The following is a 15,309-nucleotide window of genomic DNA, read 5'->3' as shown; positions in this document are numbered from 1 at the left end:
ATGAAGAAGGAAACCGCGATTTTAGATGCGGTATTCGCGCGCGATGCGGCCGGCTTGGAGGATGAGCATTCGGCCCCAGGGGTCGAAGACGAGGGTGCAGTCTTCTTGGAACCGGACGTGGTGCGATGCCGGGACCTGATCGGGCTGGACGCCGTCAAGCTGGAAGACGGCGTATTCCTTGGCCATGCCATCGTAGATGCGAATGGACAATCCGTCTTTTCCCCAGTGCGCGAACGCCGCGCGTTCGTGGTTCGCGCTCGATGGGGCCGGTGTGGATGAGGTCAAGGAAGGGATGCGTATCCATTCTTTCCGATTGTAGACGTAAGCCTCCCAGATTTCGTCGTCGTGCACGTTGAACCAGCCGGCGTAATCACCGCCGGGGCCCGCGGCATCGCAACGAGATTGGGCGCTTGGCGATTTCACGCTCACGCGCTGGCGCAAGGTGTGCGTCTTTGCCTCGAAGGTCCAGATCTCGTCGTGGAGCTCCGTGCAATGGCGGAAATAGGCGCTCAGTGTGTGCGGGCTTCGTGCGATGGACCGAATGGTGAAGGCTGCGTCGTGGACTTCCCAGAGGTGTTCCCAATGCGTGCAGAGTACATCGATGGCAAACAGGGTGTCGTCGCGGGTGACGTACCAGACCGCGCCGTCGAAGGTATCGGCAAATTCGTCGATGCGCGCATCGCACCAGGGGCGCACTTTGCGTGCGGCGATGTCCAGGCGGGCAAGGCGGCGGGTCGCTCCACGGTGCGCGACGAGAATGGCGCGATCGCCGTGATCGGAGAGCACGAGGTGGTGGGCGGGCTCGGCGAAGCGTGTGAGGACTTTGCCGTCGCGTGAAAGCAGCCATACGCCGACTTCGCCGAGGGCCACGAGGAGGCGGCCGTCGGGAAGGGCGGCGGCATCGTAGATAGGAATGGCGCCCGCGTCGCCCGCTACGCGATGCTCCAACAAGGGCTTGACAGGAAGAGCGTCGCCGGCGACTTGGGCGACCACGATGGAAATGTCGTCATTGGAGCGTGCGGTCACGGCAGCACGCAGGAGCTCCTCGGCCGCCGCCTGTGGTGACCGCCCGTCCAAGAGGTCCCGAAGGGCCGCATCGTCGAGATTCTCGCGGAGGCCATCGGAGCAGAGCAGCACGGTGTCGGAGCCGTGCAGGTCGATGCGGACCGTGTCCGGGGTCACGCTAGCGTTCATACCGAGGATACGCATGACGACGTTCTTACTCGGAAAATCGGCAATTTCCTGCGGCGTCAACGCGTTCTTCGCGAGGTAGTCGTTGAGCATCGTGTGATCCTTCGTGAGCGGCAGAAGCTCTCCTTGGCGAAGGAGATACGCGCGCGTGAGACCGACGTGCGCAACGAGGAGCGTACTGCCGTGCACCGTCGCGACGGTCGCCTCGGATGCAGAACCGCGCTGGGAGGGATCTTTCGTTGCGTTATCCAGAACGGCTCGACTCGCCTTCTCCACGGCGGCCGTGAGCGCACGCGCCGCGGCATCGACGTTGGGCAGGCCCCTGGTGAAAGCGCGTTGCAGCTCTTCGGCGATGGTCATTGCGGCCAACGCGCTGGCAATGTCGCCGGCCGCGCGGCCGCCGGTGCCATCGAAGGCGCCAAGCAACACACCGTCTTGCGCGACGTCCACATCGAGTAGCACCCCGGAACGTGGTGGATCGATCCTCGAGAGAGACGTCGCGATGCACACGTCCTCGCTGTACTCTCGAGCCGCGCCCATGCGCGTGAGCGCAAACGCCTTCAGTCGCACCGACGACTCTCGGGCCGGGACGCGGAGGCGCACGTCGGCGGAAAAGACGGGATCGCCCGTGCGTTCCACGAGCTGCTTCACGAGGGTCGAGCTCGCGTGCGCATGGGGCATCAGGGCGCGCGCCGCCATCTTCGCGAGGATGCGCAGATCGTCCCGCTTCTCACCGGCGAGCACCGCTTGTCCGACCGCCGTGGCGAGAGCGACACCGTCATTCCCATCGATGAGCGAGGCAAGGCGATCGCGCACTTCGGGGAAGGCCGCCGCATCGACGTGGAGCTTGCGAACGAGCATTTTCGCGCCGGAGATTCCGCCCACCGCGATGCCGCGCTCGATCCATTCGCGGGCGAGAGGGCGCGCCGCCTGGATCGGCCACACCACGTCGACGGCCGCGGCGTACGCTCCGCTGCTCGCCAACATGTCGGCCCAGGCGAGGCGCAAGGCTTCGGCTTCTTGGGCATGCGACGACTCCAGCCGCGAAACGGCTTCGGCGAAGGTGCCCGTGCGGCGGGCTACGCGGATGGCGCGCTCCTTGTTGCCGGCGAGGAACCATTGGCGGACCACGAGGGCCGGAGGCAGCTTTCGCGCCTCGGCGATCTCCGCCGCCAACGTCCAGCGGCCATGCCGCTCGAGAAAGGCGACCGCCTCCTCGTTCGATTGAAGAAGCTCCGCGAGCACGAACGCCGCCTTCTCGATGTCCCCGCGCTGCACCAGTGCCTCGAAGGCGCGCCGGTACGTTTGCCGAAGGACCGAGAACAGGTCATCGCCCATGAACAGCGTCGTGGACGCCATGCCACGCGCGGGCACGATGGCCAGATCGGACCGCGGCGACGGCGTCGTCAACGCTGGATGCGTTTTCGCGAGCGCGGCCGCCACCGAGTCGTTCAGGGGAATGGCATGGCGCAAGGCGCCTTCGAGATCGTTCGAGGCGAACATGTCGAACAGTCGCTGGAGGTACTGCGCATGCCGGCGGCCCACGAGCGGGGCGAGCCGCGTCCACATCAAAAGGCGCACCGCCATGCCGTCGAACCAAGCACGAACGCGTTCGAACCACGCAGACGGCGCTCGTGTCGTGGACACCTCCGAGGAAGCCGGTGACGCCGGCACGCGCCATGTCATCAGCCACGCGAACGCGCGCCAGATCGCCGAAAGCCACGCACGGCGCGGGGGCGCACTCGGCGCCGACGGCGAGGCCAGGGCCGCCATGAGCTCCTGTCCGTCGGCGGCCAGAGCTTCTACACCGAGCGGCGCGCGCACGTCCTCGGAAGGGGGTACCCACTGCGCGGCAGGCGATGCCGCAATTTCGCCCAGCGACAACGCGTCGTCTCGAACCTCGAAGGACGCGACGTCGAGCCAGAGCGAGATATCCTCCAAGGTCGCGGCCTCCAACGGCAGCGACACGGACTCCCCACCTGCAACCAGGACGGCGGACTCCGCCCCCGTCTCCAAACTTCGCACTTCGTCAGGTTCGAGCGGCATGGCCGCGTGAAGGCGCCCGTACGAAACGAGCGGCGCCCCGAGGGCCGTCGCAGCGTCGATGCGCGCGGGACGGCGAAGCCGCACGATCAATTGCCCCTCCGTGCGGCGAACCTCGCTCACGCGGCCAGCGATGCTCAAAATGCGGGCGCGCACCGTGGCCTCCGGGACGAGCCGCGTGTCGAAAACGAACCCCGATGCGAGCACCGAGCCACGATGAACGAGATGGCGCGGCCTGGTCATGGTGCCATCTCCAGTGTGAGGCGAAGCACGGCGGTGCCATAGGTGCACGAGTGCACGCAGAGCTGCCCGTCGCGCGTGAAATAGGCAATGTCCGAGGACGCGTCGCTGGCCGCCGCCCCCAGAATGGGCGACGTCGTGGTCACCACAATTTCGTTGGACTCATGGTCCATCAAGGAAATTCGTGTACGTGCCCCGTCGAGCACCACCAGCCGAGGGCGCCCCTGAACCTCGACGACCCCAACGACCTCGTGGCCCTGGCCAACCGAGACGGAGACGGTGGTCTTCTTCTTTCGAATCGTCCAGCGGGAGCTTTCGGGCTCGGCATAGGCCACGAGGTCGTGCGGCGCGCCGAAGAACAAGACTCCGACCTTGCCGTCGATGCCCGACAGGTCGATGAGATTGGACGCCGAGACGACCGGCCCCGAATCGTCTTCGTATTTGGCCACCATCACCCGCGGTGTGGTCACCCCGACGGGGTATTCCACCTCGTCGACGTAGGCCAATCCGCCTTTGAGCGCTCGGGAGCGTCGCCCCTGTGCGCGCGTCGGCCAACTGCGCAATCGCCCATCCTGCAGCTCGACGAGCGTGTCGTCGCCTTGCAGGAAGAAGTATTGATCGGGCGCGAGAACGCCGAGCGGCTGCAACGGCTGCCCCTCACGCACCGGCGCCGAGGTGCATCCGCGAACGGGTTCGTAGTGCCCCGACGAAAGGCTCTCCCCACCCCGTTTCGACAGGTGATGCACGGTGATAGCCACATCGCTCTGAACGGCCGCGAAACGCCTTTTCGCAGTCCATTGTCCCACGGCCACCACGACACCGTCGCCGGGCGGCACGAAGGTCGCAGGAGGCCCCGACGGGCCGTGCGGCGATTTCGGAACGTGGAACGTGAGAAGCGACCGTCCAGCGCCCCGCGCGTAAAGCAATCGAGCATCCACCGAAAAAAGGAGGTTCGAGCGCGGATCGAGCGCCACCTTTGCCGACGTGCGAGGCGCCACCGCCACCTCGAACGGATCGCGCAACAGACGCGTGGCCACAGGCGCGGGCGGGAGCTCCAAGGTGACGGTCCGCGCACGGACGCGCACGCGAAGGCTCGGCGGCGCGCCCGGCTCGAGAACCTCCGAGACGGCGAGCAGCGATGCCTTGCAACGCTCCGCCTCGGCATCCAGGCGGTCACCGCCGACGAACCATAGTTCCGACGCGGGGTGAACGAGGCTCCGCCATGCCTTGAAATCGTGCTGCGCGGCTGGGTGCGTGCTCCGCGCGCGAAGGAACTCCGCCACGCTGGCCGCGTGCACCGCCGTGTGAAGCTTGCGCGCGCCATCTTGAAGAATGCCCCACGTCCACTCGGCTTTGCGCCATTCCGCACGCTGCGCCAGCACCACGAGGGCTGCCAGGTGGGCAATGCGCGGGGCACCGAGCTGCTCGGGCCCCGCGTCGAACAGGACGCACGAACGCAGCGTCTCGGAAGGCTGACGGTAGGCTCGTTTCAGAAAGGCGTGCTCACCCGAAATGGCGCGGCGAATGAACTCCTCGGGCAGCTCCTCCTGGAGAAACCACTCGGTGAGGAGCAATCGCTCGTACGAACCTCGTCGCGTGAGGCCGTCGAATCCATCGAAAGAGCCCTCCCCTGCCGCAGGCGCCCCCAAGGTGCCCAGAAGGCCGGTCAGCCGCGACGCCAGATCGCGAAGTGCCAAGGCGATGGGCTCTGGGAAGATGGCCAGCTGCTTGGCCCAAGGCGCGAGGGAACGCGGCAGCGACGTCACGATCGGGCCTCCAGCCATTTCTGCACGAGCTCGCGCGCCAGCGGCCGTGCCTCCGCCAGGGAAACGACGCATCGCGGTTCGAGCAGAATCGCCAGGGGCGGCGCCAGCGAAGCCGCGTGGCGCAGCAGCGCGCGCTCGAAGGCCTCGAGGGGCACGTTCGGGCGATGCGTCGTGGGCAGGAGGATGCGCGGTGCCGCCGGGTCTTGCCCGAGGTAGTGCGCGCCATCGACCCAAGGCAACGTGTCGCCCGCGCCGAGAAGAAATACGGCGTCCTGCGCCACCACGCCACGCCACGCTGCCAGTGCCGCATCGTCCTCCGCGAGCACCCGTCGGGCCAGTGCCAGGGCCGCCGGGCCCACGCCCACCACGCCGACGGGTTCGAGCGGATCGCCGCGCGCGGAGAACGTGACCGCGATTCCCCCATGGCTCATTCCGCGAGGATCTCCACCACGCGTGCCCGCAGCCCGGCCACATCGCCGGGCATCGTCTCTTGGCCGAACGTGGCGTCGATCTCGCGCGCGATGCCTTCGAGCTGCAGCCGCCACGCCCGCGCTTCCTGTTCGGCCGAGGGCCGCGCTTCGAGCAGCGCGCTGCCTCGCGTGACGATCTTCGCGCCCCGCGCCCGCAAGCCCAGGGACCCTTCGGCGGCCGCCGACGCGAGGCTCTCGTTTTCGGCCGCGCCGAGCGCATCCCGCAACACGTCGCGCCCGAGGCGCTGCGCTTGGTCCGTCGGCAAGGCGAACACCATCGGCCAGAGATCCGCCTCGGTCGGCCGTTCCCTCCCGGCCAACGCCGCTGCCGCGGCCACGAGTCGTTGGACGCGAACGATGCGCCGATCTGTCCACTCGATGCCCGCCGCACGAAGCGTGCGCACGGCATGCGCCATCGCCGGCCGCACCGGTGCGAGATCCATGGCCCGCGCGGCTTGCGTCAGCACATCGAGGTCCGCCATGGACGCGGACGCCGATCCGCGCTCCGCTCCGAGCGACCAGCCCGTGGTGAGCAGCTCCTCGAGCCCCGCATCGCCAATGGGCTCGACGAAGACGCGCACGAGAAAGCGATCGGCGAAGGCCGCGAGTTGCTCGTCCTCCGGCAGGCGATTGGACGCGCCCACGCAGACGCGCAATGGGCAATCGAGAATGGTGTGCCCCCGGCGGAAGGTGCGCTCGTTGAGCAAGCTCAAAAGCGTGTTCAAAATGGCCGTGGAACCGAGGAATACCTCGTCGAGGAATGCGATTTCTGCCTCGGGCAGCATCCCCGCGGTTTCGGTTTCGACGATTCCCTCTTTCAATTTGCGCAGGTTGATCGGGCCAAAGAGCTCCGTCGGTTCGGTGAACCGTCCAATCAAGTACTCGAAATAGCGGCCGCCCAGCCTTCGCGCGATGCGCCGAACCGCTTCACTTTTCCCGGTACCGGGTGGTCCCACGACCAAAAGGTGCTCGCCCGCCACCGCGCACAGCACCACCAATTCGACCAAGGTCTCGCGATCGACCAGCGCCGTACAGGCCTCCGCAATGGCGCGGCGAACGGCTTCCCGACTCAAATGGCTATTTGGCACGGATTGTTTTTATCAGAAGTCCCGACGAAGTCGTACCGTAGCGAGTTCGCGCTGGAGCATGCGCTGGAAGATGCCGGGGGCAATCCAGGAATAGACGCAGAGGCCGAGCCATGCGTACGTCACCAGGTCCGAGAGCTGGGCGTGCCCCAGATCGTCCAGGAGCAACGATAGAAACCGCTGCGTCACATAGGCGGCGACGAGGATCAGCATCGATTTGGGGCCCAGCTCCGACAAAACGGAATTGAAGCGGAACCAAAAGCCGAGAAAGATATTTTCGCGGGCTTTGATGGCCGTGAGCAGGAGCATGGCATCCCCTGCCCCACCACTGCGCAGCGCCCAGGCCGCATGCTGGCGGGCTTCCTGAATTTCGCCACGTCGCAAGAGAGTGTGACCCATGATCACCAGCGCGCTCGAATGCTCGGGCTGCTCTTCGAGGGCCGTTCGTGCGAAATGCTCGGCCTCCGGAAGACGGCCTCGCAGCAGGTGCTGTTGCGCGAGCTGAACCAAGGTCTCGGGATCCTGCGGATCGAGCGCCAACGCCGATTCGAGGAGCGCCACCGCGGCGTCGTACCGATGGAAAAACGACTCGTACTTGGCCAAACCGCGAAGGGGCGCCGGGTGCGCAGGGTCGAGGTTGCGCGCTGTCTCGTAGTGCTCGTGCGCTTTGCGGGGCTTGCGGTGCGCAATCCACGCGTCGCCCATGACGAGATGGGCCACCGACATATCGGGCCCCAGCGCCACGGCGGTGCGTGCCTCGACCAGCGCCGCGTTGATCCGGCGCATGGCGAGCAGCGCATACGAGAGGAGGGCGTGCGCCCGCGCGTCGTTCGGATCGAGGGTGAGAGCCCTGCGCAGATAATCGAGCGCGCTCTCCGCTTGCCCGCGGTCCAATGCGGCAATCGCGAGATCGATCCAAGCCGAGGATTCTCGTTCTTCGCCTTGCATCACATCACCGCGATGACCAACAGCCCTGAGTGCCCCGCCACGGCGGAAACGACCCGGCTACCGAAATAGAAGGCCCCCAGCGCGACCAGCGCAGCTCCTTGCCACACGGTTCCGCCAAAGTGCCGATAAATCTCGAAGCTTCGTTGCTGTGAGAGGCACAGCCAATAGCCAAACAAGAGCTTCACGGCGATGATGAGGACCTTGAAATAGGGCATCGATCGCTCGGAAAGTCCGAACGACACCGCTGCGATGCCCAAAAGGAGCGCCGTCGCAATTGCCACCACCGGCGCGGCCACCGCCACGAGCAACTCCTTGCGAAGACTCGCACTTCCCATCGCCACGCCATTGAAGACGAACCACGGAAGACCAATCCACGCACCGCCAAGCATCAGTGCCATGAAGGGCCAGAACGGATTCACCGTGTAGGACGCAAGGCGACCCGGGCGCGGTTCATCGGGGATGTGGTAGGCGGCCGGCATGGCACCTCAATCTTTGCCGTGCCGCTTGAGAAAGTCCAACACCTCGTCATATTGCCCGCCCTCATTGGCGTACCGCGCGTAATTGCGCGCGGTGGTCAGCCACTCGAGCGTGGTCGGCTTCACGTCCCGCAACGCCGTCAGCACGTGGCGTTGCGAAATCGGCACCTCGCCGCCGCTGTCCAGCGAGGCTTCGATGGCCTCGTCGCTCGCCATTTCCACGAGGTGCTCCAGATCGGCACCGGAGAAGCCGCTCGTCTTTCCTGCAATGGCGTCCGCATCGATGGCCCCGTCGGTGGGGCGCGCGTCCAAAAGCTGCCGAATGATGGCACCGCGGGCCTCCTGATCCGGCGGCGGCACGAACAACACGCGGTCGAATCGCCCCGGGCGTCGAAACGCAGCATCCACCGCCCAGGGCACGTTGGTCGCGCCCAGAATGAGGACACCCGAGTTGTTCTGGGTAAAACCATCCATTTCCGAGAGGAACTGGCTCACCAGCTTGGCGCTCGTGGCCTCGCGCGTGTGCTGGCGTTTGCCCGCCAGCGCCTCAAGCTCGTCGAAGAAGAGAACCGCGGGCGTGCTCGATCGCGCCTTGTCGAAAATGGCGTGGAGCTTCCGCTCGGATTCTCCAATGTACATATCGAGAATGTCGTGAATGGCCACGTTGAAAAACGCCGCCTTGCACTCCCCCGCCGTCGCGCGCGCAAGCAGCGTTTTTCCGCAGCCGGGCGGCCCATACAGCAGAATCCCGCCGCCCACTCGCTTCTTGAACCGCTGGAACAACGACGGCTTTTGAAACGGCATGATGATGCGCCGTTCAATCTGCTTTTTGACGTCGTTCAAACCGCCCACGTTGGCGAACGTCACCGTTTTCGTCTCCGGATGGAGCAGCCTCGCCAACTCGGATTGATCGGTGTCGTCGTTCGCGGTGGACAGCACCCGTAGCTTTCTCTCGCCAGCCGCCGAGGCCGGGAATTCCCGAACGCGTGCCCCCAGGCGCGCCTTGAGATCCAGATCCTCGAGGGTGGGATTCTTCTCCACCGCGACCCGATAGGCCTCCACGGCCTCCTTGGGGCGACCGAGCTCGTGCAGAATGCGCGCCCGCTGGAGCAGGGTGTCGGCGTCGTCCAACGACGTGAGCAGCCCGAGCGCCGTTTCGAAGTCCCCCACCTTCGCCAACGCGCGCGCCGCCACCCGCTTGTGCGCGGGAAGTTCGAACGACGCGGGGCCGTGCGCCCGCACCAATTTGGCTGCCTCCTCGCCCTGATCGCGGTCGACCAGGGCCGACGCGACGAGGGTGAGCAACTCGACATTGTTCGGACTTGCGGTGAGCGCAACGCGAAGGGAAGCCAGCGTATCGTCGTCCATCTGGAAGATGGCACGCTATCACAGATGCATTCGCTTGCCCGCCGTCGCCTCGAGGGCGCGCCCCAACTTGCGGCGCAAGACGCGCCGGCCAACGCGCACGGCGGCTTGCCGCCCACCGGGGACGAGGCGCTGCATCAACTCGAGGGCCGACACGGTGGGCGATAGCGCGAAAACGGCATATTTCCAGCGGTCGTTGGGCAACCCGAGGGCGTCGGCCGCCACGCCGCCCATGATCGAGCGCGACAACCCCGCACGGAAAGCGCGGTCGACGCGGACGATGCGGCTCACAATCGGGTGGAGCGCCAACCCCAGCGGCGCGTCGAGCAACGCAGCGGCAAGGGCGCGACTGTCCTCGTCCGGATCGGGCTGGCTGGTGCCCACCAATCGAAGGTAGCGCGTGGCCTCGCGGAAATTCCGCGGGAGGAGGTGCTCGTCGATCCCCATGAGGTATCCCACGTAGCGCCAAAAGTGCACAATGCTGTCGCGCTCGCGTTGCGAGTGGAGGAAGCCCATGAAGCGCAGGGTCAGCAGGTACGTGACGGAGAATTGGAGGTTCGTCCCCAGAAGGTCATTTTGATTGATGGGTAGTCCCCATTCCTGGGTTCTCCATTCGGGGGAGCGCCGCAATTTGGCGCGCACCATGGCGTGGAGCAACCGCACGCGCACGGTGGTTTCGAAGCCCGCGGTGTGGCGCCCCAAGTCGCCGGACTCGGTGATGTCGAGAATGAATTTGCCTGTCTCGACGATGCGTCGCGCGGCATTGCCCGTGAGCGCCCCGGTGCGCATCAACGGTTTGACCGCCGCACTGGACAGATATCCCGACATGAGCGAGCCACACCCCAATGCGTAATCGTTCGCCGGCCCGGCTCGGTGGATCGTGGCGCACGCATATCGGAGCTTCTCTTTGTCGACCCATGCCGGAACGCTATCGAGCTGAGCGAACAGGCGCGCGAGCGGCTCCGGCGGCTCTTGGTCGAGCGCACCGATTCCCTTCCGAAGCGCGGTCTCGAAGAGCTTTCGGGCTTCGGCTTGGCCGACCCGTTCCATCCAGGCGACGACCTCGTCCATCCGCGGATCGCCCTGCAGCAGCGCCTCCTGCAAGGTGCGCAGGAAGGGATGATCGGCGCGAAGGCCCCTCGAGCCGAAATACCAGACGACGCGTTTTGCCCACGGCGCGGGGTCGAAGGGATCGTGCCAGCGCGTGGGGACGGACGTCGTGTCTGCAACGTCGATCATGATTGCTCCCGGCTTGTCAGCGACTAGATAGGCAAGTAAGCATAATCCGAGTGATTACTCGGTTCTACTCGGATACGGGAGCACGATGCGAAGTCGCAAAATTCCCCGCCTTTCGCCGAAGAAAGTTCCTCAACAGGCCCGTTCACGGCAAATGGTGGGCGACATCCTGGAGACAGCTGCTCGGCTTCTCGTGCGGGGTGGTTACGAAGCGCTGACCACCAACCACGTGGCGGACGAGGCAGGTGTGGGCATCGCCTCGGTGTACGAATATTTTCCCAACAAGCAGGCCATCGTGGCCGCGGTCGTCACCCGCGTGGCCGAAGACGTGCTCGACGAATTGCAAAAGGCACTGGCCGAGGCGGCGCATGCGAATGCCAAAGAGGGATTGGCCCTTTGGCTCGATGCAATGTTCGGCGCCATCGAGCGGCGGCGCGCCATCCTCACGGTGATGGTGCGCGAGATCCCCTTCCTCTGGGAGATCCCGGCCGTGCAGTCGCTCGGCGAGCGGCTGCTGCAACTTGCGCGCGGTGCCGGCATGCTCTCGCGAAAGCCGGTGGTCGTGGCCCACTACGAGGCGGTCGCGTACCTGATGACCATCATGGTGCGCGCCGCGGTGCTCGAATCGGTCATCCGTCCCCCACCGCACATTCCCCAGGCCGAGCTACGCAAGACGCTCACTCAGTTGCTGACGGATTTGCTCGCCTAGCAGCTGGCTGCGGTACTCTTGAAAAGCTCGAGCGGACCGATGCTCCACTCCAGACTTCGGCCAGCACCTCGCCGCCGCCCGCCCCACGAGCGGCCAACCGGCAACTCGAGCTGCAACGGCTTCATTACACGCTTCAAATTCATCGCGTCGCATGTGTCGTGCTACATTCGGCGGGATTTACGCACAGCCACCAGCTAGGAGGTCGTCCATGACGCTCAAGTGCATCAATCCCGCGGACCTGCCGCCGCAGCAAACGTATACCCAGGTCGTCGTTGCGACGGGCAACAAGTTGGTATTCATTGCGGGGCAGGAACCCGAGGACATCCACGGCAACCTCGTTGGCCGTGGTAATCTTGCCGCTCAGGCGCGCCAGGTGTATGCCAATCTCGGTCGTGCGCTTGCCGCTGCGGGGGCCAGACCGGACCAAGTCGCGAGGATCACCATCTACGTCGTCAATTACGAACGCGATGCATGTTTGCCGATTATCGAAGCTGCACGGACATCGTTGTTTGGTGCTCACAAGCCAGCGGACGTGGTGATCGGCGTAACGTCGCTATCCCCGGGCTACCTGATCGAGGTTGACGCGATAGCGGTCATCGATTGAGCGTGCCATTGCGCGCCCGGCGTTCCACGACGGGCTCAGTCGAGCCCGCGCTTGCCCACGGACCAATACGGCTTCACCGTGCTCGGGGCACGAAGCCCGTCGCGTTTGAGGCGCGCGCGGATCCATTGGATCGACTGCGCGCGGCCGGTGAGCACCAGGCGCGTGTCTGGGCGCGCTGCGACGGCACGCCGAATGGATCCACAGACGCCATCCAAGTGCAGGTCTTCCGGCGTGCGTTCGAAACACTCCGCGTCGGCGAGGCCCACTTGGCGGAGCACGCCCTCCGCTTCGGGGCGCGATGTCACTTCGAATGCCGCGTGCACCGACCCCGCGCGCATCGATGCCTTGAAGGCGTGCGCCACGGCAAATGCGGTTTCGTCTCCGACGAGAAAAATCGGTTCGTCTTCGCGCACGCTCAAGGAGCGGCGCGGGCCGAAGAATTGGCACGCGTCGCCCTGACGAATGCCGCGCGTCCAACGGCTCCCAGGGCCGTCTCCGTGCGCATAGAGTAGGAACTCGGTGGTGCCGCGTGCCTCGTGCCACGACAGCGGTGTGTAGGTGCGCATGCCGATGTCCTGCAGGAACACTTGGACCTTGTCCCCCGCCGCCCAGCCGGCGTTTCGCAACGCCTCCCCGCGAAATTCGACACGACGAAAATGGGCCGACACCTCGTGCACTGAGGTTGCGGTCGCGTGGCGAAAGAAGAGACGTCCCAACATCTTTCCGAGGAGCGTTTGACCGGTTGCCATGGTGACGTCATGGCATGATGATATCGATTTGCAACTTCATTAACCTTTCTTCATGATTCGCCTCGGCCCCTCGTGAAAGGCTCCTTGCACAAGGCGGGGCAAAGGGGTCTGCTGGCAGGCCGTACATTCTTACTTTCGCGCGGAGGAAGGTTCCATGATCAAACCGTACACGGCGGTCGGTCTCATTCCCACGGTTCGCGGCATTCGCAAGCGCGCCGACATCGGCGTCAACATCGAGCACCTGGGGCACCTCGCCAAGGCTGCCGGGTGGCTATCGAGCCTCGATCTGCCGGTGCGCCTCATCGCCATTCCCGAGGGGGCGCTGCAGGGATTCAACGACGAAGTGCAGGACCTGGATCACGTCACCTTCGCACGCGATTGCGCCATCGACATCCCCGGCCCGGAGACGGAGGCCCTTGGAAAAATCGCGCGCGAGTTCGACGCATTCATCATCGCGCAGGCCAAGGCGCGGCATCCAGATTTTCCCGATCGATTCTTCAATGTGGGCTTCATCCTCGACCCCAAGGGAAAGCTCATTTTGAAGCACCACAAGGTGGCGCCGCTCTTTCCCGTGGAGCACTCGGTGGTGCCGCACAATGTGTATGACGCATGGGTCGAGAAGTACGGGAACGACCTCGATGCCTTCTGGCCCGTGGTGGACACCGAAATAGGACGCCTGGGCATCATGATGGCCAACGAGGGCTCCTACCCGGAAAATGCCCGAGCGTTGGCCCTCAATGGCGCCGAGGTCATTTACCGCGGATCCTACCCGCACCCGGCCGCCGGAAATGGCATGTTCGAGATTCAAAGCCGCGCACGGGCACTCGACAACAATGTGTACGTCGTGGCCCCGAACATGGGCACCTATTACCTCCACGCCGAGGACACCACGCCCATCGATACCTTTGGCGGACAATCCATGGTCATCGACTACAAAGGCCGCATCGTCGGCGAACAGCGCTACGGCGCGGGTTCGACCTACGTCGCCGGCGTCGTGGACATCCAAGCCCTACGCGACCACCGCGCCCGCGCCCAATGGGACAATTGGATGAAGGATCTACCGACCGAGCTTTATCAATTGCTGTACAAGCGCCCCATCTACCCGAAAAACTTGTACCTGCACCGCCCCCCGATGAAACACGCCGAGTACCGCAAGGAAGTCATCGAGCGGCAAATCCATCTGATGCACGAGCGCGGCATCTGGGTAAAACCGGACGAGTAGATCCGCTCTTCGGTTCGAGTCCTCACCATCCGCTACGCCACGCTGGCATAGCGGAACGCACCAGGATTCCAGCGGCAGCTGCTGGATGCCCGGAGAGGTTCGAGCCTTTATTCGTCCGGCTATCGTTTGGCTTCCTTTTCAAGGCCGTGCTGCCCCCCCCGTCGTGCCCGCTTCGGCGGTCGCGACGGGGTGGTCGCGGCATTCGCAATTCGCGAATCGCGAATCGCGAATCGCGAATCGCGAATCGCGAATAGGCCGCCCCCCATCCTCCCGCGCCGAGCGTTGCGGAACCGCAGTGAAATACTGCGCGCGAGTTCGCTGAGCCGCGCTCACCACCCCGGAATCGTGGATGGTCTATATCTGGTACACATTGTACCGAAATGTTCACGACGCAGAGAGAAAGAGCCCTTCTTTCGCCGTGAAACGTCACTTGCCAGGACAGGTGACCCTTGACGAACGTCAGGAACGGAGTACCGACGCGAGAACGGGATTCAAGCCGCGAGCCTGTTCGCGAACGAAGGCGGCGTCCACGCGTTGGGCTTGGGGGATGTGACCGAGCAGGGGATACTCGCTCCAGCGGACGATCTCGTCTTGGTTCGAATGGAATTCGCCGCTGAAGATCCACCCCAGCACGGGGACGCCGCACGCTTTCAACGTGCGGGAGGTGAGCAGCGAGTGGTTGATGCTCCCGAGATAATTTTGCGCCACGATGATGACCTGCGCCTGCAGCGCGAGAATCAGGTCCAACGTGAAGACGTTCTCGTTGAGCGGCACGAGCAATCCCCCTGCGCCTTCGATCACCAGGTGCCCGCTGGATGGGCGGATGCCGTTGGCGGCCGAGACGATGAGCATCTCGTCGATGCGGGTGCCTTCCAGGCGCGCGGAAAGGTGGGGCGAGGCCGGCTCGCGAAGGCGATACGCCTCCGGATGGCAAACCGTCGTCGCGTTCGACAAGAGGGATTGCACCGTGTTCGTGTCCGTCCCGTCCTCGAGTCCGCTCTGCACGGGCTTCCAGTAATCGGCACTCAGCGCTTCCGTCACGCATGCCGACACCATCGTTTTACCGACCCCGGTTCCGATTCCCGTTACGAAGATTCGCGCCATGCGCGCCACCATAGCCGGCACGCAGACCGTGCGGAACATGATGGCGACGCGGGGAGAAATTCTAAGCTAAGAGGGACCCCAGCACGGGCCCAACCATGGGC

At 64.9% G+C, this 15,309-nt stretch carries 13 protein-coding genes; 3 read left to right on the top strand and 10 right to left on the bottom strand.

Annotated elements, in window-relative coordinates; all coding sequences use genetic code 11:
- Positions 1–21: 21 nt before the first annotated feature.
- From LVJ94_07235 to LVJ94_07200, 8 genes are read right to left on the bottom strand one after another with little or no spacing between them, the layout of a single operon-like run.
- The gene (locus LVJ94_07235; protein WXB07025.1) at positions 22–3,477 is read right to left on the bottom strand and encodes a SpoIIE family protein phosphatase; all 3,456 of its coding nucleotides are present in this window, start codon (positions 3,475–3,477) and stop codon (positions 22–24) included.
- Complete coding sequence (locus tag LVJ94_07230; GenBank protein WXB07024.1) at positions 3,474–5,258, bottom strand: hypothetical protein; 1,785 nt, start codon at positions 5,256–5,258, stop codon at positions 3,474–3,476. The genes LVJ94_07235 and LVJ94_07230 overlap by 4 nt, the downstream gene beginning before the upstream one ends.
- A complete protein-coding gene (locus tag LVJ94_07225) occupies positions 5,237–5,671 on the bottom strand; it encodes a hypothetical protein (protein WXB07023.1) in 435 nt (144 codons plus the stop codon). The genes LVJ94_07230 and LVJ94_07225 overlap by 22 nt, the downstream gene beginning before the upstream one ends.
- On the bottom strand, positions 5,668–6,798 hold the full coding sequence (locus LVJ94_07220; protein WXB07022.1) for an AAA family ATPase: 1,131 nt from the start codon (positions 6,796–6,798) through the stop codon (positions 5,668–5,670). The genes LVJ94_07225 and LVJ94_07220 overlap by 4 nt, the downstream gene beginning before the upstream one ends.
- A gap of 12 nt (positions 6,799–6,810) precedes the next feature.
- Positions 6,811–7,743: a tetratricopeptide repeat protein gene (locus tag LVJ94_07215; protein ID WXB07021.1), complete on the bottom strand. Its 933-nt coding sequence runs from the start codon at positions 7,741–7,743 to the stop codon at positions 6,811–6,813.
- The gene (locus LVJ94_07210) at positions 7,743–8,222 is read right to left on the bottom strand and encodes a hypothetical protein (protein WXB07020.1); all 480 of its coding nucleotides are present in this window, start codon (positions 8,220–8,222) and stop codon (positions 7,743–7,745) included. The genes LVJ94_07215 and LVJ94_07210 overlap by 1 nt, the downstream gene beginning before the upstream one ends.
- A 6-nt stretch (positions 8,223–8,228) precedes the next feature.
- Positions 8,229–9,587, bottom strand: a complete 1,359-nt coding sequence (locus LVJ94_07205; GenBank protein WXB07019.1) for an AAA family ATPase — start codon at positions 9,585–9,587, stop codon at positions 8,229–8,231.
- 18 nt (positions 9,588–9,605) lie between these two features.
- Positions 9,606–10,823: a DUF2236 domain-containing protein gene (locus tag LVJ94_07200; GenBank protein ID WXB07018.1), complete on the bottom strand. Its 1,218-nt coding sequence runs from the start codon at positions 10,821–10,823 to the stop codon at positions 9,606–9,608.
- An 85-nt stretch (positions 10,824–10,908) separates the two neighbouring features.
- Here LVJ94_07200 and LVJ94_07195 point away from each other — a divergent pair, with 85 nt between their 5' ends.
- Both LVJ94_07195 and LVJ94_07190 read left to right on the top strand, forming a co-directional pair.
- On the top strand, positions 10,909–11,529 hold the full coding sequence (locus LVJ94_07195) for a TetR/AcrR family transcriptional regulator (GenBank protein ID WXB07017.1): 621 nt from the start codon (positions 10,909–10,911) through the stop codon (positions 11,527–11,529).
- Positions 11,530–11,737: 208 nt separating this feature from the next.
- Positions 11,738–12,133: a RidA family protein gene (locus LVJ94_07190; protein WXB07016.1), complete on the top strand. Its 396-nt coding sequence runs from the start codon at positions 11,738–11,740 to the stop codon at positions 12,131–12,133.
- A gap of 35 nt (positions 12,134–12,168) precedes the next feature.
- Here the strand turns inward: LVJ94_07190 and LVJ94_07185 are convergent, their stop codons facing one another.
- Positions 12,169–12,882 carry a siderophore-interacting protein gene (locus LVJ94_07185; protein ID WXB07015.1) on the bottom strand — a complete coding sequence of 238 codons (714 nt, stop codon included), beginning with the start codon at positions 12,880–12,882 and terminating at the stop codon, positions 12,169–12,171.
- Positions 12,883–13,036: 154 nt separating this feature from the next.
- On the opposite strand from LVJ94_07185, the gene LVJ94_07180 reads away from it, so the two are divergent.
- Positions 13,037–14,104: a hypothetical protein gene (locus LVJ94_07180; protein WXB07014.1), complete on the top strand. Its 1,068-nt coding sequence runs from the start codon at positions 13,037–13,039 to the stop codon at positions 14,102–14,104.
- 459 nt (positions 14,105–14,563) lie between these two features.
- On the opposite strand, the gene bioD is transcribed toward LVJ94_07180, so the two are convergent.
- Positions 14,564–15,208, bottom strand: a complete 645-nt coding sequence (bioD, locus tag LVJ94_07175) for a dethiobiotin synthase (GenBank protein WXB07013.1) — start codon at positions 15,206–15,208, stop codon at positions 14,564–14,566.
- Positions 15,209–15,309 lie beyond the last annotated feature (101 nt).

The organism is Sorangiineae bacterium MSr11367 (assembly GCA_037157805.1).
In the GTDB taxonomy this organism is placed as follows: domain Bacteria; phylum Myxococcota_A; class Polyangia; order Polyangiales; family Polyangiaceae; genus Pendulispora; species Pendulispora rubella.
The sequence above is the reverse complement of the archived record's forward strand: the minus strand, read 5'-3'. Positions and strand labels throughout refer to the sequence as shown.

Bases quoted from the DNA above. Each gene is read 5' to 3' on its own strand.
- LVJ94_07235 (WXB07025.1), bottom strand. From the start codon at position 3,477: ATGACCAGGCCGCGCCATCTCGTTCATCGTGGCTCGGTGCTCGCATCG.
- LVJ94_07230 (WXB07024.1), bottom strand. From the start codon at position 5,258: ATGGCTGGAGGCCCGATCGTGACGTCGCTGCCGCGTTCCCTCGCGCCT.
- LVJ94_07225 (WXB07023.1), bottom strand. From the start codon at position 5,671: ATGAGCCATGGGGGAATCGCGGTCACGTTCTCCGCGCGCGGCGATCCG.
- LVJ94_07215 (WXB07021.1), bottom strand. From the start codon at position 7,743: ATGCAAGGCGAAGAACGAGAATCCTCGGCTTGGATCGATCTCGCGATT.
- LVJ94_07210 (WXB07020.1), bottom strand. From the start codon at position 8,222: ATGCCGGCCGCCTACCACATCCCCGATGAACCGCGCCCGGGTCGCCTT.
- LVJ94_07205 (WXB07019.1), bottom strand. From the start codon at position 9,587: ATGGACGACGATACGCTGGCTTCCCTTCGCGTTGCGCTCACCGCAAGT.
- LVJ94_07200 (WXB07018.1), bottom strand. From the start codon at position 10,823: ATGATCGACGTTGCAGACACGACGTCCGTCCCCACGCGCTGGCACGAT.
- LVJ94_07195 (WXB07017.1), top strand. From the start codon at position 10,909: ATGCGAAGTCGCAAAATTCCCCGCCTTTCGCCGAAGAAAGTTCCTCAA.
- LVJ94_07190 (WXB07016.1), top strand. From the start codon at position 11,738: ATGACGCTCAAGTGCATCAATCCCGCGGACCTGCCGCCGCAGCAAACG.
- LVJ94_07185 (WXB07015.1), bottom strand. From the start codon at position 12,882: ATGGCAACCGGTCAAACGCTCCTCGGAAAGATGTTGGGACGTCTCTTC.
- LVJ94_07180 (WXB07014.1), top strand. From the start codon at position 13,037: ATGATCAAACCGTACACGGCGGTCGGTCTCATTCCCACGGTTCGCGGC.
- bioD (WXB07013.1), bottom strand. From the start codon at position 15,208: ATGGCGCGAATCTTCGTAACGGGAATCGGAACCGGGGTCGGTAAAACG.